Genomic DNA, 19,968 nt, shown 5'->3' on the forward strand with positions numbered 1-19,968 from the left:
CGAGATGACCGCTACTGCAACACGCACCCTGACCACCTCGACAACCGGCGGGTCGCGAAGGGATCGGCCGCCCACGGAGCCGCTGCGGCCCGGAGACATGCTGTTCCGCGCGTCCAACGCCTTCGTGTTCATCGTGTTCGCCCTGATCTGCGCCTACCCGTTCTACTACTTGATCATCAACTCGATCAGCGCGAACGATCTTTCGGCTGCAGGGGACGTGCGCATATGGCCCATCGATGTCCATCTCACGAACTATGCGCAGGTCTTCCAGCTGCCCGGGCTGCCGCTGGCCGCGGTGGTGAGCATCGGGCGCACCGTCATCGGCACGGTTCTGACCGTGCTCGCCTCGGCTTTCCTCGGATTCATGTTCACTCAGAGCCGGATGTGGGGCCGCCAGTTCTGGTACCGGTTCCTCATCATCACGATGTACTTCAGTGCCGGGCTGATCCCGATCTTCATCGTCATGAAGACCCTGGGTCTGACGAACAACTTCTGGGTGTACGTCCTGCCCTTCGTGGTCCAGCCTTTCAACGTCATCCTCGCCAAGACCTATGTCGAGTCGATGCCGCGCGAGCTGCAGGAAGCCGCGGAGATGGATGGGGCGAACATCCTGCAGGTCTTCTTCCGCGTGTACCTGCCCAACATGGTGCCCATCTTGGCGACGATCGCCATCTTCAGCGCCGTCACGCAGTGGAACAGCTTCCAGGACACCCTCATCTACGTCACGGACCAGAGCCTCTACACCCTGCAGTTTCTGCTCTACATGTTCATCAACCAGGCCTCCAGCCTGGCCATCGCGGCACAGAACTCCGGCGGGAATCTTGCACAGATAGCGGGTCTGGCGGGCGAGCAGACCCCGACTTCCATCCGGATGACGGTCTCGGTGCTGGTGATCCTGCCGATCATCTTCGTCTATCCACTGTTCCAGCGCTTCTTCGTGAAGGGCATCATGCTGGGCGCGGTCAAGGGCTGACCCGTCCTGCGACACCAAGAAAGGAAAGCAATGAAGCTGCGAAAGAAAGCCACGTTCGGCGTCGCCGCGCTGCTCGTCGCGGGTTCGCTCGTCTCGTGCACCGCGGGCGGAGGCGAGCGGGAGGCGATCGAGGAGTTCCCCGAGTCGTGGGACGAGACGATCACGATCGATGTGTTCGACGGACTGGCCAACTACATGGGCATTCAGCAGGGGTGGTTCGCCAAACTCGTCGAGGACAAGTTCAACATGAAGTTGAACATCATCGCCCCCAACGTCGCCGGGGGAGGTGACACTCTGTTCAACACCCGGGTGGCGGCAGGCGACCTCGGCGATCTGATCATCACGGACAAGGGAGAGCGGCTCACCGAACTCGTCGAGGGCGGGCTGCTCATGGATGCGACGCCTTACCTGCCGGCGATGGAGCACGTCAGCGCGTACAAGCCCGCTCTGGACTACCTGAACGACGGCAAGGACGGAGTCTTCGGCTTTCCGTCCAACGTCTCGTCACTCTCTCCGACAGAGCCGTCCGAGGGCCTCGAGCCGATCTTCGGAGCCTACGTTCGCTGGGACTACTACAAGGAGCTCGGCTATCCGGAGATCGATACCGTCGAAGACCTGCTTCCCATCCTCGCCGACATGCAGGCGGCTCACCCGACTGCCGACAACGGCAACCCCACCTATGCCTTCTCGCTTTTCAAGGACTGGGACGGCAACATGATGGTCGCCGGCAAACAGACCGCGACCTTCTACGGGTACGACGAGCTCGGATTCGCGCTGGCGCGTGCCGACGGCTCGGACTTCCAGAGCATCCTCGACCCCGACAGCGAGTACATGCGCAACCTCGAGCTCTATTTCGAAGCGAACCAGCTCGGACTCCTGGACCCCGAGTCCACGACCCAGAATTACGACACCGTGTACTCCAAGTACCAGAACGGGCAGGTCCTGTTCAGCTGGTGGCCATGGCTTGCGCAGGCTGCCTACAACACCGACGCGAACACGGCTGAGGGCAAGGGCTTCATGATGGCTCCGGTCGCGGACCAGAAGTCCTACTCCGTCGGCGCCGAGATCTACGGTGGGGGACAGGTGTTCGCGATCGGCTCGAAGGCGGAGGACCCGGAGCGCATCGCTGCTTTCGTCGACTGGCTCTACTCGCCGGAGGGCGCCTACGTCAACAGCAGCCAGGTCGGCGCATCGTCGGGCCCGCAGGGGCTGACGTGGGACGTGAACGACGCCGGGGAGCCGGAGTTGACCGAGTTCGGCCGAGAGGTCTTCCTTCAGGGAGGCGGAGTCGTCCCCGAGGAGTGGGGCGGTGGCAACTACGCGGACGGGGTCTCCGCGCTGAATCTCAGCGCGGTCGTCCCGGTGGACGTCGACCCCTCCACGGGACTGCCGTACAGCTACACGCTGTGGCCCACCTACCAGGAGAGCATCGCGGATCCGCTGAGCGAGGACTGGTCGGCGGCGATGGGCGGCGCCGCGTCGACCATGGACTACCTGAAGGAGCGGGATCAGATCCTCGTCGCCACCGGTGCCAGCTTCACCACGCCGGCGGACAGCTCCGAGATCGAGACTCTGCGCAACCAGATCAAGGAGATCATCAAGCAGTTCTCGTGGCAGATGGTCTCCGCCGAGAGCGAGTCGCAGTTCGACTCGCTGCGGAAGGAGATGATCGACACCGCCAACGGTCTGGGCTATGAGAAGGTGCTGTCGGTCGACATGGACAACGCGCAGGCGCAGGCGGACGCGCGTTCCGCTGTCGCCGAGGAGTTCGGCGACTGATCTGACGTGCATGTGAAGAAGGGCTCGGGGTGTTCACTCCGAGCCCTTCTTCACGCGCCGATCACGTGGCTCAGTCAGGTCGCGCGTCGTGCGAAAACGCTGCGGAAGATGAACGCGCTGACGTAGGCGCCGACGGAGAATCCGATCGTGGCGACGAGGATCAGGAAGGGAGGGAACAGGATGGCGATGGCGACCACGGAGACGGGGATCACGAGCAGTCCCATGGAGCGCAACGGCTCCGCCGCCGGGAGCAGGAGTGAGTTCTTCAGGGTGCGCGACACGCTCGCCTGAAGCCACGCCGTCTGCGCCATGGCGAACACGAAAGCGACGAAGAGGTAGAGCGCCCCCAGGACGGCCAGCAGGCCCAGGGCGCCGGCGAAGACCGCGTCATGGGAGAACCAGAACACGCTGCTTGCGACGAGCGCCGTCGCGGGCAGGGCGAGCAGGAGGAAAAGCGCCGTCGCGCGGCCGAAATCCGCCCGCATCGCCGGGAAGAAGTCTTTGAGTGGTCGGCCGCTCTCGTCGTCCGAGTAGCGGATCGTCACCGTGAAGAGAGCGGAGGTCGCTGCGCCGATCGTCAGGAGCGGGACGCAGCAGAGAAGGTACAGCGCGTTGAGAGCGACGAAGGTCAGGAAGACGGTGAAGCCTCCGAGCGCGCGGCTGTCGGGGTCGATCCTCATGCGCCGGCTCCGGCGGGAGGCGTCCGCACGATGCACCGCCTCATCGGACTGTAGAGATCGAGGTCAGCGCGGGCGGGAGCAGGCGGACCGTCGGGGTCGCCCCCTCGCTCAGAATCGCGCACAGCATGTCGGTGGCGGCAGCGCCCATCGACTCGGCGGGGATCGCGATGCTGTCCATGAGTCCCGGTGTGGCGCGGGCGAGGTCCTCGGGGCAGAGGGCCATGACCGCGGGGCGGCGGCTGTCGCCGCGGGCGGCGACGATCGCGGCGGCCGCGTGGGGCAGGCCCCCTTCGTTGTGGATGAAGAAGCCGCTCGCCTCGGGATCGCTCCGCACGATCTCTCGCGCCACGTCGGCTGCGCGTTCGTCACTGGGACACGCGTGAACGCTGCCGATGACCCCGCTCGCCTGGCAGGCCGCCAGGAATCCGCGAGCCAGTCGATCGGCATACGCCGTGTGGCGCTGCATCACCTCGGGCGGAGAGCCGATCAGCACGAGGCGGCGATGCCCCTCGCCCGCGAGTCTGTCGACAGCCATCCACCCCGCTGCCTCGAAGTCGAAGTCGACGCAGGGCAGGGTACGTCGCCCGTCGGGCAGCCCGATGAGCACGCTCGGATGGCCGAGCTTCGACAGAGTCTCGATGCGCGGGTCGTCGGACTCGATGTCCATCACCACGAGGGCGTCGACCATCGAGCCGTTCGCAGCGCGTTGGAGCGCCTCGGAGTCATCACTGGCGAGGAGCAGGATGTCGTACCCGTGCGCGCGCGCCCGCGTGACGACGCCCGTCACGACCTGCATCACGACGTGCACGTCGACACCCGTCCGGAGAGGCGCCTGCAGCCCGATGACGTTCGTGGAGCGCGAGGCGAGGGAGCGGGCGCCCGCGTGCGGACTGAAGCCGAGTGACTGTATCGCCCGCTCGACACGTTCCCGTGTCATCGGCGAGATGGCGCGCTTGCCGCTCATCACGTAGGAGACGGTGGAGATCGACACGCCTGCCTCGTGGGCGACGTCAGTGATGGTGACCACGTGTGCAGGACCCCCTTCGACGAAGCGGTTCGCTATGCCCGAGACCATATCCCGCTGGCAGTTGAACATCGCTTACTTCATAGTATAACGTCGCAGTGTTGAAGCGCTTCGATAGCTCGACGACATGGACATCGTGGTCACCGCGAACTCACGGGCGCGAACTCACGATGGGGACGCATGTCACTCGAGGCGAGATGAACCCCTGCGAAAGGCATCCCACGTGAAGTTCACCGACGGCTACTGGCTGACCCGTCCCGACATGAGTCCGCTCTATGCCGTCGAGGTAGATGACGTCCGAGTCGACCGCAGTGCGGGAACGATGACCGTCTATGCGCCGACGGCGGTCACGCGCGACCGCGGCGACACGCTCAACCGGCCGATGCTCACCGTGACATTGTCGGCACCGGCGGAGGGCATCATCAAGGTGCGCCTCGAACACCACGCGGGGCGTGTCGCCCGCGGGCCGTTCTTCGACGTCCACGACGACAGGGCACACACCCCCGAGTTCGATCAGAGCGCCGACGAGAGCATCCTGCGCTCCGGCTCCCTGGCCGTCCGCGTCCGACACTCGGGTCCGTGGCGGATGGACTTCGAGTGCGATGGCAAGCTCGTCACGAGTTCGCTGCCGCGCTCGATCGGGCACGTCACCGGTGCCTCTCCGTCGGGCGGTCCGAAGGCGACGTGGGTGCACCAGCAGCTCTCGCTCGAACCCGGGGAGCGGGTCTACGGACTGGGTGAGCGCTTCGGTGCATTCGTCAAGAACGGTCAGAGCGTCGAGTCGTGGAACGCGGACGGCGGGACCTCGAGCGAGCAGGCCTACAAGAGCGTGCCGTTCTATCTGACCACGGGCGGCTACGGCGTGTTCGTGAACCATCCGGAGAACGTGTCCTTCGAGGTGGGCAGCGAGGTGAATTCCCGCGTGCAGTTCTCGGTCGCCGGAGAGGCGCTCGAGTACTACCTGATCGCCGGCCCGCAGCCGAAGGACGTTCTGCGTCGCTACACCGCCCTCACGGGACGCCCCGCCCGCGTCCCCGCGTGGTCGTTCGGTCTCTGGCTCACCACGTCGTTCACGGCGAGCTATGACGAGCAGACCGTGTCGGCCTTCGTCGACGGAATGGCCGCGCGCGATATCCCCCTGTCGGTGTTCCACTACGACTGCTTCTGGATGCGCGAGTACCAGTGGACCGACTTCGAGTGGGACGCGCGCGCCTTTCCCGATCCGTCGGGCCAGATCCGTCGCATGCACGAGCGCGGGCTGCGCGTCTCGGTGTGGATCAACCCCTACATCGCCCAGCGGTCGGCGCTGTTCCGGGAGGCCGCGGATGCGGGATTCCTTCTGAAGCGCACGGACGGGAGCGTGTGGCAGTGGGACCTGTGGCAGGCGGGAATGGGACTGGTGGACTTCACGAATCCGGCCGCCGCACGCTGGTATGCCGACAAGCTCCAGGGCCTCCTCGACCAGGGCGTGGACGTGTTCAAGACGGACTTCGGCGAGCGGATCCCGACGGAGGGGGTGAGCTGGTTCGACGGGTCGGATCCCCTTCGCATGCACAACTACTATCCGCGGCTCTACAACGAGACCGTCTTCCGCCTCCTCGAGCAGCATCACGGCGAAGGCGACGCGATCGTGTTCGCCCGCTCCGCCACGGCCGGTTCGCAGCAGCATCCCGTGCATTGGGGCGGTGACTGCGACTCCACGTACCTTTCAATGGCCGAGTCTCTTCGCGGCGGACTGTCATTGGCGATGTCGGGCTTCGGATACTGGAGCCACGACATCGGCGGGTTCGAAGGCACGCCGGATCCCGACGTCTTCAAGCGATGGCTGGCGTTCGGCTTGCTCTCCTCCCACTCTCGGCTGCACGGGTCGGACTCGGTGCGCGTGCCTTGGGCCTTTGACGAGGAGGCGGTGGATGTCACACGCCGCTTCACCAAGCTGAAGATGAGTCTCATGCCGTACCTCGCGGGCGCCGCTGAGCTGGCGCACACGGAAGGCATTCCGATGATGCGGCCGATGCCGCTGGAGTTTCCGGCGGACCGGTCCGGCTACGACGCCGACACCCAGTACATGCTCGGGGGCTCGTTGCTGGTCGCGCCGATCCTCCGCGCCGATGGCACGGTGGAGTACTACGTGCCCGATGGCGAGTGGACCTCGCTCCTGGACGGAAGCGTCGTGAACGGGCCGCGCTGGGTCACCGAGACGCACGGCTACGAATCGATCCCGCTCCGGGTCCGCCCTGGAACGGTCCTGCCGATCGGCGGGGACGACTCGCGCCCGGACTACGACTGGGCCGAAGGAGTCACTCTCCGCTGCTTCGCACTTCCGGACGGATTCGACGAGCCGACGATCATCCGAGGTCACGACGGCGGGGCCCGCGTCGGCTTCCGAGTGCGGCGTGAGGGCGGCCGCATCGTCGCCGTCTCCGATGACGCGACTGCGTCGTGGTCTCTTCGCGCAGGTGAGCGGCAGGTCACTCGCCGGGGGCCGGGAGAGCTCTGGATCGACCTCGACGAGGATGCGCGATGAGCTCGAACGACGTCACGGTGGTCACGCCCGGCAGTCCGCCTCTTCCGTTCCGCGATACGAGTCTGCCGTTGAGGGCCCGCGCCGATGACCTCCTCGCGCGCCTCACAGCGCAGGAGAGAGCGGCGATGCTGCATCAGGCGACCCCCGAGATCGCTCGCCTCGGGATCGCGGAGTGGCGCACCGGCTGCGAGGCGCTGCACGGAGCTGCGTGGCTGGGAGTCGCCACCGTCTTTCCGCAGTCCGTGGGTCTGGCGGCGACGTGGGACCTCGACCTGGTGCGCCGGGTCGGAGAGGTCGCCTCTGTCGAAGTGCGAGCGAAGCGTGCGGAAGACCGGCTGGTGAGCCTCAATGTGTGGGCTCCCGTCGTCAACACCCTGCGGCACCCTCGCTGGGGTCGCAACGAGGAGGGATACTCCGAGGATCCCCACCTGACCGGAGCCATGGGTCGGGCCTACTCCGAGGGGCTCCGTGGAGACCACCCGCGAGTCTGGCGCACGGTTCCCGCGCTGAAGCACTTCCTCGCCTACAACAACGAGACCGATCGCTCCACGACGTCGTCGGAGATGTCTCTGCGCACGCTGCACGAGGAGGAGCTTCCCGCCTTTCGCGATGCAATCGAGTCCGGTGCTGCCGGGGGGATGATGCTCGCCTACAACAGGGTGAATGGAGTTCCCGCCCACACGCAGCCCGAGCTCGTCGCTGCGGCGAGGACGTGGACCCGGGGATCGCTGGCGATCGTCTCCGACGCCGGTGCGCCCACCTTCCTCGTGACTTCGCAGCGCACGCAGCCCGATCACGTCCACGCGACGGCGGCGCTCCTGCGCTCGGGGCTCGACTCCTACACTGACAACGATGCGGATGCCGCGCCGACGACCGGCTATCTGCGCGACGCTCTTGCTGAGGGCATGATCTCGCAGGCCGACATCGATGCGGCGGCTCTGCGCATCCTCGAACTCCGGCTGCGATCCGGAGAGTTCGACGGAAGCGACGACCCGTACGCGGAGATCAGCGGCGCCGACATCGATCTGGCGGAGTCGCGGGCCCTCGCACGTGATGCCGCGACCCGATCGGTGGTCGTCCTGCGCAACGATGCCGACGTGCTGCCCCTGTCGGGACCACGACGGGTCGCCGTGGTCGGGCCCCTGGCCGATGCCGTTCTGACGGACTGGTATGCCGGCACGCCGCCGTACTCGGTCGGGATCGCGTCGGCCGCGAGGGAACGGTACGAACAGGTCGACGTCGTCTCGGGGGCCGACACGATCGCTTTGCGCGCCCACTCGACCGGCGCCTATGTGCGATGCTCTGACGAGGCCGTTCTCTGCGCGGATGCGCAGAACGCAGATCACGCCTCGCAGTTCGACGTGACCGACTGGGGCGACGGCGTGCTCACGCTCCGCGCCCACGCGAGCGGGTGCCTGGTGACCGGTGCGAGCTGGCCCATGCGGGCGGACGCGGAGCGCGTCGGCGGATGGGTCGTGCAGGAGAGCTTCCGGTCCTACGTGCACGTCGACGGATCCTGGTCGCTGCTGCACATGGGCACCGGGCGCTGGGTGCGTTCGTTGCGCGACTCGGGACTGCTCGCGGCCGAGGCCGTGACCCTGGACGACGCCGAGAGGTTCACCGTTCGAGTCGTGGAATCGGGCCTCGCGGCCGTCCGGGCCGCGGCCGTCGCCGCAGATGCGGTCATCGTGGCCGTCGGCAACGACCCGCACCTCCGCGGGCGAGAAGCCGAGGACAGGCCCCACCTGCGCCTCCCAGACGCCGCCGCAGAGCTCTGGCGCACTGTTCGCGAAGCCAATGCGAAGTGCGTCCTGACGATCGTCTCGAGTTATCCGTACGTTCTGACCGGGGTGGACGCTGAGACGGTCGTCTGGTCCAGTCACGGCGGTCAGGAGTTGGGTCACGGTGTCATCGACGTCTTGTCGGGCGACCGTGAGCCTTTCGGCCGCCTGACGCAGTCGTGGCCGCACTCGGAGGAGCAGGCCGGTGATCTGTTCGACTACGACACGCTGCGTCAGCGTGCCACCTACCGTCATCAGTCCGAGCCTCCGACTTTCGCGTTCGGTCACGGACTGTCCTACTCGCGCGTCACGTACGAAGCGTTGCACTGCTCCGCGATCGAGACGCCCGCTCCCGCGCCGACCCACGCGCATCCGGCGTTCGTGCCGCGCGCACAGGATTCGACCTTGAGCGTCTCGGTGCGCGTGCGCAACACGGGAAGCCGGAGTGTCGACGAGCTGGTGCAGCTGTACGCGATGCCGGCGGAGTCATTCGCGATCCCCACCCCCGAGCGAATCCTCCTGGCCTATCGTCGAGTCGCACTGGCGCCCGGGGAGAGCGCCGACGTCGAACTGTCGTTCTCCGTCTGCCGGCTGGCGGTCTGGGACGACGAGATCCGCCTGAGCGACGCGCCCTCTGACTGGGTCCACGCCGGCGCTCTTCGCGTACAGCCCGGAGCATACGACCTGGCGGCGGGTCGCTCCGCGTGGGATCTGCCGCAGCGCATCACCCTGCGGGTGCGCTGACCACCGTCACCCGATTCACACCGACATTCGATGAAGGAAAGCATCTTGACCTCACACACTTCCCCCGTTGCACCGACGCGTGGGCGCCTGAGCCCGCTCGGCATCGGCGACGCGCACCTGACCGACGGTGTCTGGGCCGCCTGGCAGCGCGACAACGCCGCGACGTCCCTGCCGCATGCGCAGAAGTGGATGGAACGCGATGGAAGCCTCGACGCCTTCCGTCGGCTCCACCCCGGAGCGGACGATCTCGGCGAGCGGCGCTCGATCTGGTTCAGCGACTCCGACATCTACAAGGTGTTGGAGGGAGCATCCTGGGAGCTCGCACGCGACAGCGACGACAGGGCGGCCGTCCAGGAGCAGGTCGATGCGCTCATCGCCCTCGTCGCCGCTGCGCAAGCCGAAGACGGCTACGTCAACACCTACGTGCAGGCGGGACTCGGTCAGCGCTTCGAGAATCTGCAGATGAGCCACGAGATGTACTGCATGGGTCATCTCATCCAGGCGGCGGTCGCTCACCATCGTGCGACAGGCGGCGACGCGTTGCTCGCGGTCGCGGTGCGCGCGGCAGATCATCTGGTGGCCGAGTTCGGCGAAGGGCGGCGGCCCGAGAGCGACGGCCACCAGGAGATCGAGATGGCGCTGGTCGAGCTGTACCGGACCACCGGCACGCGCGCCTACCTCGATCTGGCACGTCAGTTCATCGACGGTCGCGGTGTCGGCATCTTCGTCGAGGAGCCGGGATCGCCGGTCGACGGGGTCTACCTGCAGGACGACGTGCCGCTCCGTCAGCGCGAGAGGATCCTCGGACACGCGGTTCGCGCGATGTACTACCTCGCGGGAGCCATCGACGTCGCCGTCGAGACCGATGACACCGAACTCCTCGCCGCCGTGCAGCGCATCTCGGACTCCGTGACGAGCGAGCAGCTCTATCTGACCGGAGCCCTCGGCTCTCGTCAGCACATGGAAGCCCTCGGCGAACCCCACGAACTGCCGCAGGATGTCGGGTATGGCGAGACCTGCGCCACCATCGGCTACATGGGTGTCGCCTGGCGACTCCTGTTGGCGACGGGCGAGGCGCGCTACGCCGATTTGTTCGAGCGAGGCCTGTACAACCTCTTCGCGGCGTCGACCTCCCTCGACCGCACCGGTTTCTTCTACAGCAACCCCGGACAGCGCCGCCGTGCCCTTCCGGCCGCGCCCGTCGACGACCGACCCGATCGCGCGGAAGCACCCGGAACGCGTCCGGCCTGGTTCTGGTGCGCCTGCTGTCCGCCGAACGTGATCCGGACGGTTGCGTCGCTCGGCGCCTACGCCATGACCTCTGACGCGCACGGCATCCAGGTGCAGCAGTTCTTCCCCGGTGAGTACACGATCCACACCGACGCGGGCAGCGTCCGTCTGGGCGTGCAGACCCGGTATCCCGACGACGGAGTCATCGAGATCACGGTCCTCGAGTCGCCCGCCGCGCCATGGAAGCTCAGCGTCCGTCGCCCGGGGTGGGTCCGGCACGCGGAGGTGACGACGAACGGACAAATCGCTGGACTGCAGGCGATCGTCGAAGGCGACGCTGTGTCGCTCACGGCCGAGTTCGCGGCGGGGGACCGGATGGTCGTCGCGTTCGAGGTCGAGCCTCGCTGGACCGTCGGTCATCCCGCCGCCGACGCGGTGCGAGGCACGGTCGCGCTGGAACGCGGGCCGGTCGTCTATGCGCTGGAGAGCGTCGATCAGAATCCCGGCATCGACCTGGAGTCCATCGTGGTCGACGCGGACGCCCCGGTGACCGAAGTGGACATCGCCATCGGCGATGTGGGCGTGCGCGCACTGCGAGCACAGGGCCGGAGGGTCGACGGTCGCGCGTGGGCCGGTTTCCCGTGGGCGGACAGAGCGGATGCCGAGTCCGCCACGGGGGAGGATCCGGTCGACCTCACCTTCATCCCCTACGCGCTCTGGGCCAATCGGGGGCCGTCCACGATGCGCGTCCACGTTCCGGTGCTTTCGCGCTGACCCTCCTCACCTTGCGGAGCGGGGTCGACGATTCAGGTGCCGTCGACCCCGCCGAGCTGACTGCGACGGCGCAAGAGATACGCGCGCTCGGCCGGATTGCCGGTGAGGGCGATGGCTCTGTCGTATGCCGCACGTGACTCGCCGCTCCGCCCGATCCGGCGCAGGAGATCGGCGCGGGCGGCGTGGAGGGCGTGATACTCCTCGAGCGGCTCGGCGATCCGGTCGATCTCGGCGAGCGCCACGTCGGGGCCGTCGACCTCGGCGACGGCGATCGCCCGGTTCAGTCGCACGATCGGAGTCGGGTCGACGGAGAGAAGGCGGTCGTAGAGAGCGACGATCTGCGTCCAGTCGGTGTCGCGTGCGGAGGGCGCGTGGGTGTGCACGGCGTTGATCGCCGCCAGGAGCTGGTACCGCCCGGGCGGATCGCCTCCCGCGCCGACGGCGGCGACCCGTTCGCGCACGAGGGCATGGCCTTCGATGATCTGCGCTCGGTCCCATGCGCCACGGTCCTGCTCGTCGAGGGTCACCAGCTCCCCGTCGTCCGACACGCGGGCCGCGCGTCGCGCGTCGGTGAGGAGCATCAGGGCGAGGAGGCCGGTCGCCTCGCCCTCCTCGGGCACGAGAGCGCGCAGCAGGCGGGCGAGCCGGATCGCCTCCTCGGTGAGGTCGGCGCGCAGAGGGTCGGCGCCGCCCGTGGCGAGATAGCCCTCGTTGAAGACGAGGAAGATCACGGCGAGCACGCCGTCCGTCCGCTCCCGGATGTCGGTGGACGACGGCTCCCGGTAGGGGAGGTCGGCGGCCCGGATCCTCGCCTTCGCGCGGGTGATCCGCTGGGCCATCGTGGTCTCCGGTACGAGGAAGGCGCGCGCGATCTCCGCGACCGTCAGGCCGCCGAGCAGCCGGAGAGTCAGAGCCACCCGGCCCTCCATCGCGAGGGCGGGGTGGCAGCACAGGAAGATCAGCCGCAGGCGGTCGTCGTCGACCGGGCCGGTCGGCTCCACGGGGGAGTCGTCCACCGGCATCCACGCGGCCTCGTGCTTCTCCTCGCGCCGCGACTCGCGGCGCAGCCGGTCGATCGCCTTGCGCGTCGCCGTCGTCGTCAGCCACGCCCCCGGCTGGGGTGGCACGCCGTCGCGGTGCCACCGCTCGAGCGCGACGACGAACGCCTCGGCTGCCGCGTCCTCGGCCAGATCGAGATCGCCGAAGCGGCGGGCGAGGCCTGCGACCACGCGCGCCCACTCCTCCCGGTGCGCGCGCGCGATCGCCGCCTCGACGCCGGGATCGCTCACGACTCCGTCGCGTGCCGTTCGACGATCTCGTCGAGGCCCGATGGGAACCGGTGCACCTCCTGCGGCCAGTCCAGGGCGACGGCCAGGCGGCCCGCCCAGTGGCGCGCCGCGTCGTCGTCCGCGACCTCCACGACGGTGAATCCTCCGAGGTGCTCCTTGGACTCCACGAACGGGCCGTCGGTGAAGACCGCCTTCCCGTCGCGGCTCACGACGCTGAAGATCGCGGTCGACGCGTCGATCCCCCCGTCCGCGTACAGGAAGACCCCCGCCTCCTGCATGTCGGCGAGCACGGCGGCGGATGCCTCGCTCTTGCTCTGCAGCTGGTCGGCGGTGTGCGCCGGCACCCACTCGTCGTTGAACGCGATCAGATATTTCGGCACTGCGTGTCCTCTCCTCGGGCGAGAGCCAATGTCTGCCTCTCGATGGGAACGACCCGCGCGGGTCGCACACCACATCCACGAACGGCGACGGTCGAATACGACACCGTCCGGTCGGATTCTCCCCTGAAGGACTGCTCGCCGGAAGGCTCCCGACGGCTCGCCGCACTCAGCGCCTTGGCTAGGCTCGGAGAACCACCGTCGGCGTCCTCTTGGCGCCCACGGAGCAGCGGGATGATCGTAGGAGGATGCCGGTGCCTGTTCGTCTGATCCATGTCGGACTCGGAGGGTGGGGTGGCAACTGGGCTCGCTCCGTGCTGCCGACCGTCGGCGAGGTCGAGGTGGTCGCGGTCGTCGACCCGCACGGTCCCACGCTCGACGCCGTCGTCGCCGATGCGGGCCTGGATCCGTCGCGCGCGTTCCCCGCACTGTCGCAGGCGATCGGCGCAGTCGACGCCGACGGAGTGGTCATCACGTCGCCCGCCGTCACGCACGTGCCGCTCGCTCTCGAGGCTCTCGAGGCGGGTCTGCACGTCCTCGTGGAGAAGCCGCTCGCGAACTCCCTGGCGGAGGCGGTCACCGCCGCCGACCGGGCGGAGGAACTCGGGCTGATCCTTCAAGTGAGTCAGAACTACCGGCACTACCCGGCGCCGAAGCTCGTGAGCAGACTTGTGAACGACGGCGCGGTCGGTGAGCTCTCGGCGATCAACATCGACTTCCGGCAGTGGGACAACGACGAACCGGCGGCCACCCACCGGCATTACGCGTTCCCGCATCCGCTCATCGCCGACATGGCCATCCATCACTTCGATCTCCTGCGGATGGTGACCGGGCGCGAGGCGGTGAGCGTCTACGCCAAGACGAGCAGTCCGACGTTCAGCAAGTATGCGCAGGAGGCGTCTGCGGCCATCGTGATCGAGCTGGACGGCGGTCTCGTCGTCAGCTACCGGGGCAGCTGGCTGAGCCGGGGAACGCCGACGCCCTGGGCGGGCGAGTGGCGCATCGAAGGCGAGTCCGGCGAGATCTTCTTCACGAGCCGCGGCGGTGGCGAGAAGGAGGATGCCTCCGGCGACGTCGTGACGCTCCGGACGCCGGGTGGGCGGCGCGCTCGTCCGCTCACGCTCGAGGAATCCGACGTGTACGACCGTGCCGGAGTGCTCCGGGAGTTCGCGCGCGCAATCCTCGGGGGGGCAGCGCCCCAGACGACGGCCCGCGACAACATCGGAAGTCTCGCGATCATGGACGCGGCTCTCCGGTCCGCCGCCAGTGGGCGCGCCGAACCGGTCGTCCTGCACCGACCCGCGACGAAGGAGAACCGACCATGACGAACGCCCCTCGCATCCTCGTATGGAACGAGAACGTGCACGAGACATCGGGTGACGCCGGCGTCATCCGGCACTACCCCCACGGCATCCACGAAGTGATCGCCGCGGGTCTGCGTGGCGTGCTCGGCGACGCGGCCGACATCCGCACGGCCACCCTGCAGCAGCCGGAGCACGGGCTCACCGAAGACGTGCTGGCGCAGACCGACGTGCTGCTGTGGTGGGGGCACGTCGCCCACGACCAGGTCTCCGACGAGGTGGTCGACCGTGTGCACGCCCATGTCCTCGGGGGCATGGGGATCATCGTGCTGCACTCGGGCCACTACTCGAAGATCTTCCGGCGTCTCATGGGGTCGAGCTGCTCGCTGAAGTGGCGCAGCGACGGGGAGCGCGAGCTCGTGTGGACGATCGCCCCCCGGCACCCGATCGCGGAGGGCGTGCCGCATCCGATCGTCATTCCGGAGCAGGAGATGTACGGGGAGTTCTTCGACATCCCCGTGCCGGAGGAGACGGTCTTCCTCTCGACCTTCGCCGGCGGCGAGGTGTTCCGCTCCGGCGTGACGTACACGCGCGGGTACGGCCGCGTGTTCTATTTCTCTCCGGGTGACCAGGAGTTCCCCGTCTACCACCACCCCGATGTCGTGCGGGTGCTGGCCAACGGCGTGAGGTGGGCGATGGCGACGCACGAGCGGCGTCCGCTGCCGGCGGACTACCACGCCCCGGGGTGGTTCGACCGCGTCGACTGACGCCTGGCTCGTGTCGTCACCTGCCGCAGCGCGGCGCCATCCCGCCCTCGTCATCCTCTTCCTCGGCGGCGCGCATCGGGGCGCCTCCGGCGACGCGGTTGCGCGGCACCGTCGTGGCGCACGGGATCGCGAGGAGGTCTCCGACCCGCAGATCCGCCGGAAGCCGTGCGGACATTCGTGACCCGGCGTCGGCTTCGGCGCGCAGCCGGGTGCGTCGCGTGTGCGCCGCCGATCGACGACCGAGCAGCCGCGCGGCTGCGAGGATCGCCGCGCAGTCGCGCAGCGTGGCGTCGATCCAGACATCCGGCCGCTGCAGTCCGCTGAACCGCTCGATGTGCTCGATCCGGGTGAGCACGACGGTCACGAAGTCCTGACGGCCGCTGCGGAGGCCGTGCACGGACGGGACCTGTCCGATGCGCACGAGGGGTGTGCGTCCGGTACGGGCGACGTCGACCATCGACGTGCCACGGATAAGGATGTCGTCGGCGGTGTGGACCGTTCCTTCCGGCCACCAGGACGCCTCCGCGAAGGGCTCGGGGCGGCTGCTGGTGATGCTGTGGAGGATGGACATCATCTCGAGCTCCTGCGGGGGGAGGGTGAGGGCGGGGATCCTGTTCGGGACGAACATCAGGCGAGGGTGCCCGTCGAGGCCCGAGCGGCGGGGTCGACGAGCGCTTCCGGAGTGCGGGGGCGGATGTCGTGGAGCGTGACGAGCTCGCGGCAGGGGATCGCGAGCAGATCACCCTCCGTCGCATCGCCGGGCACCCATGCGCACCCGGCTCCGCCGATCACGGCGCGCCGGAGCGGGGCGGTGGAGACGCGTCCGATCAATCGCGTCTCCTCCCACAGCACGGGGGCAGCCATCAGGTCGGCGTCGATCCGCACGACCCACTCGCCCACGTCGTCGGTGCACGTCCCGGTCACGGTGGTCATGACCACCGAGGCGTCCCGACGGAGTTCGGGGCGAAGCCGCGACCCCGGCACGAGCGCGTCGGCGCTGTGCACGCACGGGGTCTCGCACAGCTCGACGAGCCGGCGCAGCGACACCCCGGCGATCACGACATCCGTGGTGGTCGTCTGCGTGTGCTCGGGCCACGCGCTGGGATGGAAGGGGTCGGGGATGCTGCGGCGCAGGGTCGGCACGATCGCGGTGAGGGTCATGCGTCAGGTCTAGTCGCGGCGGAGTGCCGCCGACCCTCGTCCTCACGGAACCCATGCGGCTCCGCGGCGTGCATCTACGTCGGGCGTGCGGTGCGGGCGCGGACCGCGCTCTCGAGCCCTTCCTGGTCTCGGATGGGGCTGGCCTGCGGGTAGCTCGTCGTGAGGAAGTGCTGGGAGTAGGGGAAGCACGCTGCCTCGAAGGGCTCCGCCGCGCGGAACGCCTCGCCGAACGTGTTGCGGTGCACGTCGACGGCATCCAGCGGGACGCGGAGGGCCTGCGCCATCTCGCCCGGATCGAAGATGAGCCCGAACGGCTCGGAGCCGGTGTGCATGAGGCGTCCGCCGTAGTCGACCGACAGGTTGCCGTCGATCCACAGCCTCTGGTCCAGGGGGGCCATGGCGGCGGGCGGCAGCGCGGCCGTGACCTCCAGGTGGTGGGGGCGCTCGGCGCTGCTGACGTCGATGATCACCTCGCCGGCGTGCGATGTCGTGATGACGGCGCGGCTCGTGGTCGCGGCGGAGAATCCCTCGCCGGGGTCGTAGTTGATGGTGTTGGACTCGTAGTCGCAGATGACCCAGGTGAGCATGCCCGTGCGGGTGTTCTCCGCGATCAGGTACAGCTCCACGCGCCCGCCCCAGAAGACCGACGTGTGCACGGTGAACGCGCCGAGGATCGCGCACAGGCGCGGGGTCTCGTCGGCGAACATCGCGGTGGGCACGAGTCGGTAGTCCGGCGGGAGCAGCCGGCGTGCAGCCGCCTCGTCGGTGACCTCGTACGCCAGGAAGAAGCAGTAGGGCTCCACGACGAACCCCATGTACTCCTCGCCGCGCGCGTGCGCGACGATCCACCGCTGGAGCTTCATCGGCATGCGGGACAGCATCTCCGCGCGCCCGTAGAGGCCGGCGACCGCCTTGGGCGACACCAGATCCTCCGTGTGGGCGACGAATCTGCGCCTGTCCGCGGGATCGATCTGCGATGCCATGTCAGACAGCGTAGGTCGTGCCGCGGCCGCCGCGACGAAAGACGCTCTTGACGTCGCCGGATCCTCTGATCCATACTCTTCTCAGCCAAGATAAATCGATTTATCACGAGGAGGTGACGATCATGGCACGACCCCGGATCTCGGATGTCGCCGCCGCGGCGGGAGTGTCCGTCACGACCGTCTCCCTCGTCATGAACGACGTCGAGTCGCGCATCTCCGCCGACACCCGCCTCCGGGTGCGCGAGGCCGCGCGCGCTGTCGGCTACGCGCCGAGCTCCGTCGCCCGCGGGCTGCGCACGCAGCAGACGCGCACGGTCGGGCTCATCTCCGACCAGATCGCGACGACCCCGTTCGCGGGCCGGATGCTGGCCGGTGCGCAGGATGCCGCCCGCGCGCAAGGGCATCTCGTCTTCCTCGTCGACACCGGGGGAGACGACCAGATCGAGCGCGACGCCATCGCCGCCCTCACCGCTCAGCAGGTCGACGCCATGATCTACGCGAGCATGTGGCACCGCATCGTCGACGCGCCTGCCGGACTCCCGGCCGGCACGGTGTTCCTCGACTGTCGCCCCGCGGACGGCGGATTCCGCAGCGTCGTCCCCGACGACCGGGTCGGAGGCGCCGCCGCCGTGCGCGAGCTCGTGGCGGCCGGCCACCGGCGCATCGCCTACCTCGACACGACCGACACCCCCATCGCCTCGGCGCTGCGTCACGAGGGGTACCTCTCGGTGCTCGCCGAAGCCGGCATCCCGGTCGATCCCGCCCTCCACGTGACCGGCGACACCTCCGCGCAGGGCGGTCGCAGCGCCGCCGAGCGGCTCCTCGACCTTCCGGAGGATCAGCGGCCGACCGCGATCTTCTGCTTCAACGACCGCATGGCCGTCGGCGTCTACACCGCCGCCCACCATCGCGGGCTCGAGATTCCGCGCGACCTGTCGATCGTCGGCTACGACGACCAGCAGCTGATCGCGGCGGAGCAGGACCCCCCTCTGACCACCGTCGCGCTGCCCCACTACGAAATGGGTCGCTGGGCGATGGAGGTCGCGCTCGGCGTCCGCGCAGAAGGGGCTGAGGACGCCACGCACCTGATGGAGTGTCCCGTCATCCGACGAGACTCCGTGGGCCCGCCGCCGGCACAAGTCGCCAAACCGAACCGACGACGGGCTTCACACACCGAACGGCTGCCGGAAGCAGCCATCGATCGATGACCCACGTGGACGTGAGTCACCAAGAGAAGGAAACCACAACTATGCGCAGAAGGACGCCGATCTTCGTATCGGCCGGATTGGTCGGAGCGCTCGCTCTCACCGGATGCGGACAGGCAGGGCAGGGCGACGCGACGATGGAAGACGGTCGCACGCAGCTCACGATGTGGACGCACTCCGCGGGCAACGAGGCGGAGCTGGCGGTCTACGAGCAGATCATCTCCGACTTCAACGCCTCCCAGGACGACTACGAGGTCGTGCACGAGTCGTTCCCGCAGGGCGCGTACAACGACGCGATCGTCGCGGCTGCGGCCTCCGGCGACCTCCCGTGCCTGCTCGACCTCGACGGGCCGATCATGCCGAACTGGGCCTGGGCGGGCTACCTCCAGCCGCTCGAGCTCCCGAAGGAGCTGACCGATTCGCTGCTGCCCACCGCCGTGGGCGTGTGGGACGACCAGATCTACTCCGCCGGATACTGGGATGCCGCGCTCTCGATCTTCGCCCGCGAGTCCGTGCTGACGGCCAACGGCATCCGCATCCCCACGGTCGACGAGCCGTGGACGAAGGACGAGTTCTCCGCCGCGCTCGCGACGCTCAAGGCCGCCGGCTACGAGACCCCGCTCGACATCGGAGCGGAAGACGCCGGCGAATGGTGGCCCTACGCCTACTCGCCGTTCCTGCAGAGCTTCGGCGGCGACCTCATCGACCGCTCGACGATGCTCACGGCGGACGGCGCCCTCAACGGCCCGGAGGCGGTCGAATGGGGCGAGTGGTTCGCCGGCCTGTTCGCCGACGGCTTCGCCGGCAACGGCGGCACCGTGGGCAACCAGGAGTTCGTCGACGACGAGGTGGCCCTCAGCTACACGGGCGTGTGGAACGCGGTCGCCGCCCTCGAAGCCGTCGGCGACGACCTGCTGATCCTGCCCCCGCCGGACCTCGGCGAAGGCCCGAAGATCGGCGGCGGCTCGTGGCAGTGGTCGATCTCCTCGGAGTGCAACGACCCCGACGGTGCGCGTCAGTACCTGGAGTTCAGCTTCCAGGACAAGTACATCACCGAGTTCGCCGACAAGCAGGTCGTGATCCCCGCGACCGAGGCGGCCGCCGCCGCATCGGAGTACTTCTCCGAGGACGGCGCCCTGCGCCCGTTCGTGGAGTTCTCGCAGAAGTACGCCGTGCTGCGCCCGGAGACCCCGGCCTACGCCGTGATCTCGTCGACGTTCGAGACGGCCGCGAAGGACATCATGAACGGCGCCGACGTCACCGAGACGCTGAACCGCGCCGTCACCGAGATCGACGCCAACATCGCGTCGAACGACGGCTACGGCTTCTAGAGATCCACTGCGCCGGCGGGGGCTCCCCGCTCCCGCCGGCGC

The 19,968-nt window shown here is 68.4% G+C and carries 16 protein-coding genes; 9 read left to right on the plus strand and 7 right to left on the minus strand.

Annotated elements, in window-relative coordinates:
- Positions 1-4 precede the first annotated feature (4 nt).
- Both B0B14_RS00110 and B0B14_RS00115 read left to right on the plus strand, forming a co-directional pair.
- Entirely contained in the window at positions 5-973 is a 969-nt protein-coding gene (locus B0B14_RS00110) for a carbohydrate ABC transporter permease (protein ID WP_083710206.1), read from the plus strand.
- A 30-nt stretch (positions 974-1,003) separates the two neighbouring features.
- Entirely contained in the window at positions 1,004-2,752 is a 1,749-nt protein-coding gene (locus B0B14_RS00115; protein WP_076679409.1) for an extracellular solute-binding protein, read from the plus strand.
- Positions 2,753-2,826: 74 nt separating this feature from the next.
- Here B0B14_RS00115 and B0B14_RS00120 read toward each other — a convergent pair whose 3' ends face one another.
- A complete protein-coding gene (locus tag B0B14_RS00120; RefSeq protein WP_076679412.1) occupies positions 2,827-3,432 on the minus strand; it encodes a DUF624 domain-containing protein in 606 nt (201 codons plus the stop codon).
- A 40-nt stretch (positions 3,433-3,472) separates the two neighbouring features.
- Entirely contained in the window at positions 3,473-4,459 is a 987-nt protein-coding gene (locus tag B0B14_RS00125) for a LacI family DNA-binding transcriptional regulator (RefSeq protein ID WP_076681169.1), read from the minus strand.
- 220 nt (positions 4,460-4,679) lie between these two features.
- On the opposite strand from B0B14_RS00125, the gene yicI reads away from it, so the two are divergent.
- Genes yicI through B0B14_RS00140 form a run of 3 tightly spaced genes read left to right on the plus strand, consistent with a single transcriptional unit; the run spans position 4,680 to position 11,512 of the window.
- Entirely contained in the window at positions 4,680-6,983 is a 2,304-nt protein-coding gene (gene yicI / locus B0B14_RS00130; RefSeq protein WP_076679414.1) for an alpha-xylosidase, read from the plus strand.
- Positions 6,980-9,508, plus strand: coding sequence for a glycoside hydrolase family 3 C-terminal domain-containing protein (locus B0B14_RS00135; protein ID WP_076679416.1), 2,529 nt, complete (start codon positions 6,980-6,982; stop codon positions 9,506-9,508). The genes yicI and B0B14_RS00135 overlap by 4 nt, the downstream gene beginning before the upstream one ends.
- A 45-nt stretch (positions 9,509-9,553) precedes the next feature.
- Complete coding sequence (locus B0B14_RS00140) at positions 9,554-11,512, plus strand: glycoside hydrolase family 127 protein (protein WP_179085238.1); 1,959 nt, start codon at positions 9,554-9,556, stop codon at positions 11,510-11,512.
- 32 nt (positions 11,513-11,544) lie between these two features.
- Here the strand turns inward: B0B14_RS00140 and B0B14_RS00145 are convergent, their stop codons facing one another.
- The gene (locus B0B14_RS00145; RefSeq protein ID WP_076679420.1) at positions 11,545-12,801 is read right to left on the minus strand and encodes an RNA polymerase sigma factor; all 1,257 of its coding nucleotides are present in this window, start codon (positions 12,799-12,801) and stop codon (positions 11,545-11,547) included.
- Positions 12,798-13,181 (minus strand): YciI family protein, encoded by a 384-nt coding sequence (locus tag B0B14_RS00150; protein WP_076679422.1) that lies wholly within the window; start codon positions 13,179-13,181, stop codon positions 12,798-12,800. The genes B0B14_RS00145 and B0B14_RS00150 overlap by 4 nt, the downstream gene beginning before the upstream one ends.
- Before the next feature lie 245 nt (positions 13,182-13,426).
- Between B0B14_RS00150 and B0B14_RS00155 the strand changes: the two genes are divergently transcribed.
- Positions 13,427-14,503, plus strand: a complete 1,077-nt coding sequence (locus tag B0B14_RS00155; RefSeq protein ID WP_083710208.1) for a Gfo/Idh/MocA family protein — start codon at positions 13,427-13,429, stop codon at positions 14,501-14,503.
- Positions 14,500-15,246, plus strand: coding sequence for a ThuA domain-containing protein (locus B0B14_RS00160; RefSeq protein ID WP_076679424.1), 747 nt, complete (start codon positions 14,500-14,502; stop codon positions 15,244-15,246). Before B0B14_RS00155 ends, B0B14_RS00160 begins: the two co-directional genes overlap by 4 nt.
- Positions 15,247-15,262: 16 nt before the next feature.
- Here the strand turns inward: B0B14_RS00160 and B0B14_RS00165 are convergent, their stop codons facing one another.
- The 3 genes from B0B14_RS00165 to B0B14_RS00175 form a co-directional block, all read right to left on the minus strand.
- Complete coding sequence (locus B0B14_RS00165; protein ID WP_076679425.1) at positions 15,263-15,874, minus strand: hypothetical protein; 612 nt, start codon at positions 15,872-15,874, stop codon at positions 15,263-15,265.
- Positions 15,874-16,407 (minus strand): hypothetical protein, encoded by a 534-nt coding sequence (locus B0B14_RS00170; RefSeq protein WP_076679426.1) that lies wholly within the window; start codon positions 16,405-16,407, stop codon positions 15,874-15,876. Before B0B14_RS00170 ends, B0B14_RS00165 begins: the two co-directional genes overlap by 1 nt.
- 74 nt (positions 16,408-16,481) lie before the next feature.
- Positions 16,482-17,390 carry a hypothetical protein gene (locus B0B14_RS00175; protein WP_076679427.1) on the minus strand — a complete coding sequence of 303 codons (909 nt, stop codon included), beginning with the start codon at positions 17,388-17,390 and terminating at the stop codon, positions 16,482-16,484.
- A gap of 122 nt (positions 17,391-17,512) precedes the next feature.
- On the opposite strand from B0B14_RS00175, the gene B0B14_RS00180 reads away from it, so the two are divergent.
- Both B0B14_RS00180 and B0B14_RS00185 read left to right on the plus strand, forming a co-directional pair.
- Entirely contained in the window at positions 17,513-18,598 is a 1,086-nt protein-coding gene (locus B0B14_RS00180; RefSeq protein WP_076681171.1) for a LacI family DNA-binding transcriptional regulator, read from the plus strand.
- Positions 18,599-18,639: 41 nt separating this feature from the next.
- Entirely contained in the window at positions 18,640-19,926 is a 1,287-nt protein-coding gene (locus tag B0B14_RS00185) for a sugar ABC transporter substrate-binding protein (protein WP_076679428.1), read from the plus strand.
- The last annotated feature ends 42 nt before the right edge of the window (positions 19,927-19,968 follow it).

Origin of the sequence: Microbacterium sp. RU33B, from assembly GCF_900155915.1 — a bacterium.
GTDB lineage: Bacteria > Actinomycetota > Actinomycetes > Actinomycetales > Microbacteriaceae > Microbacterium.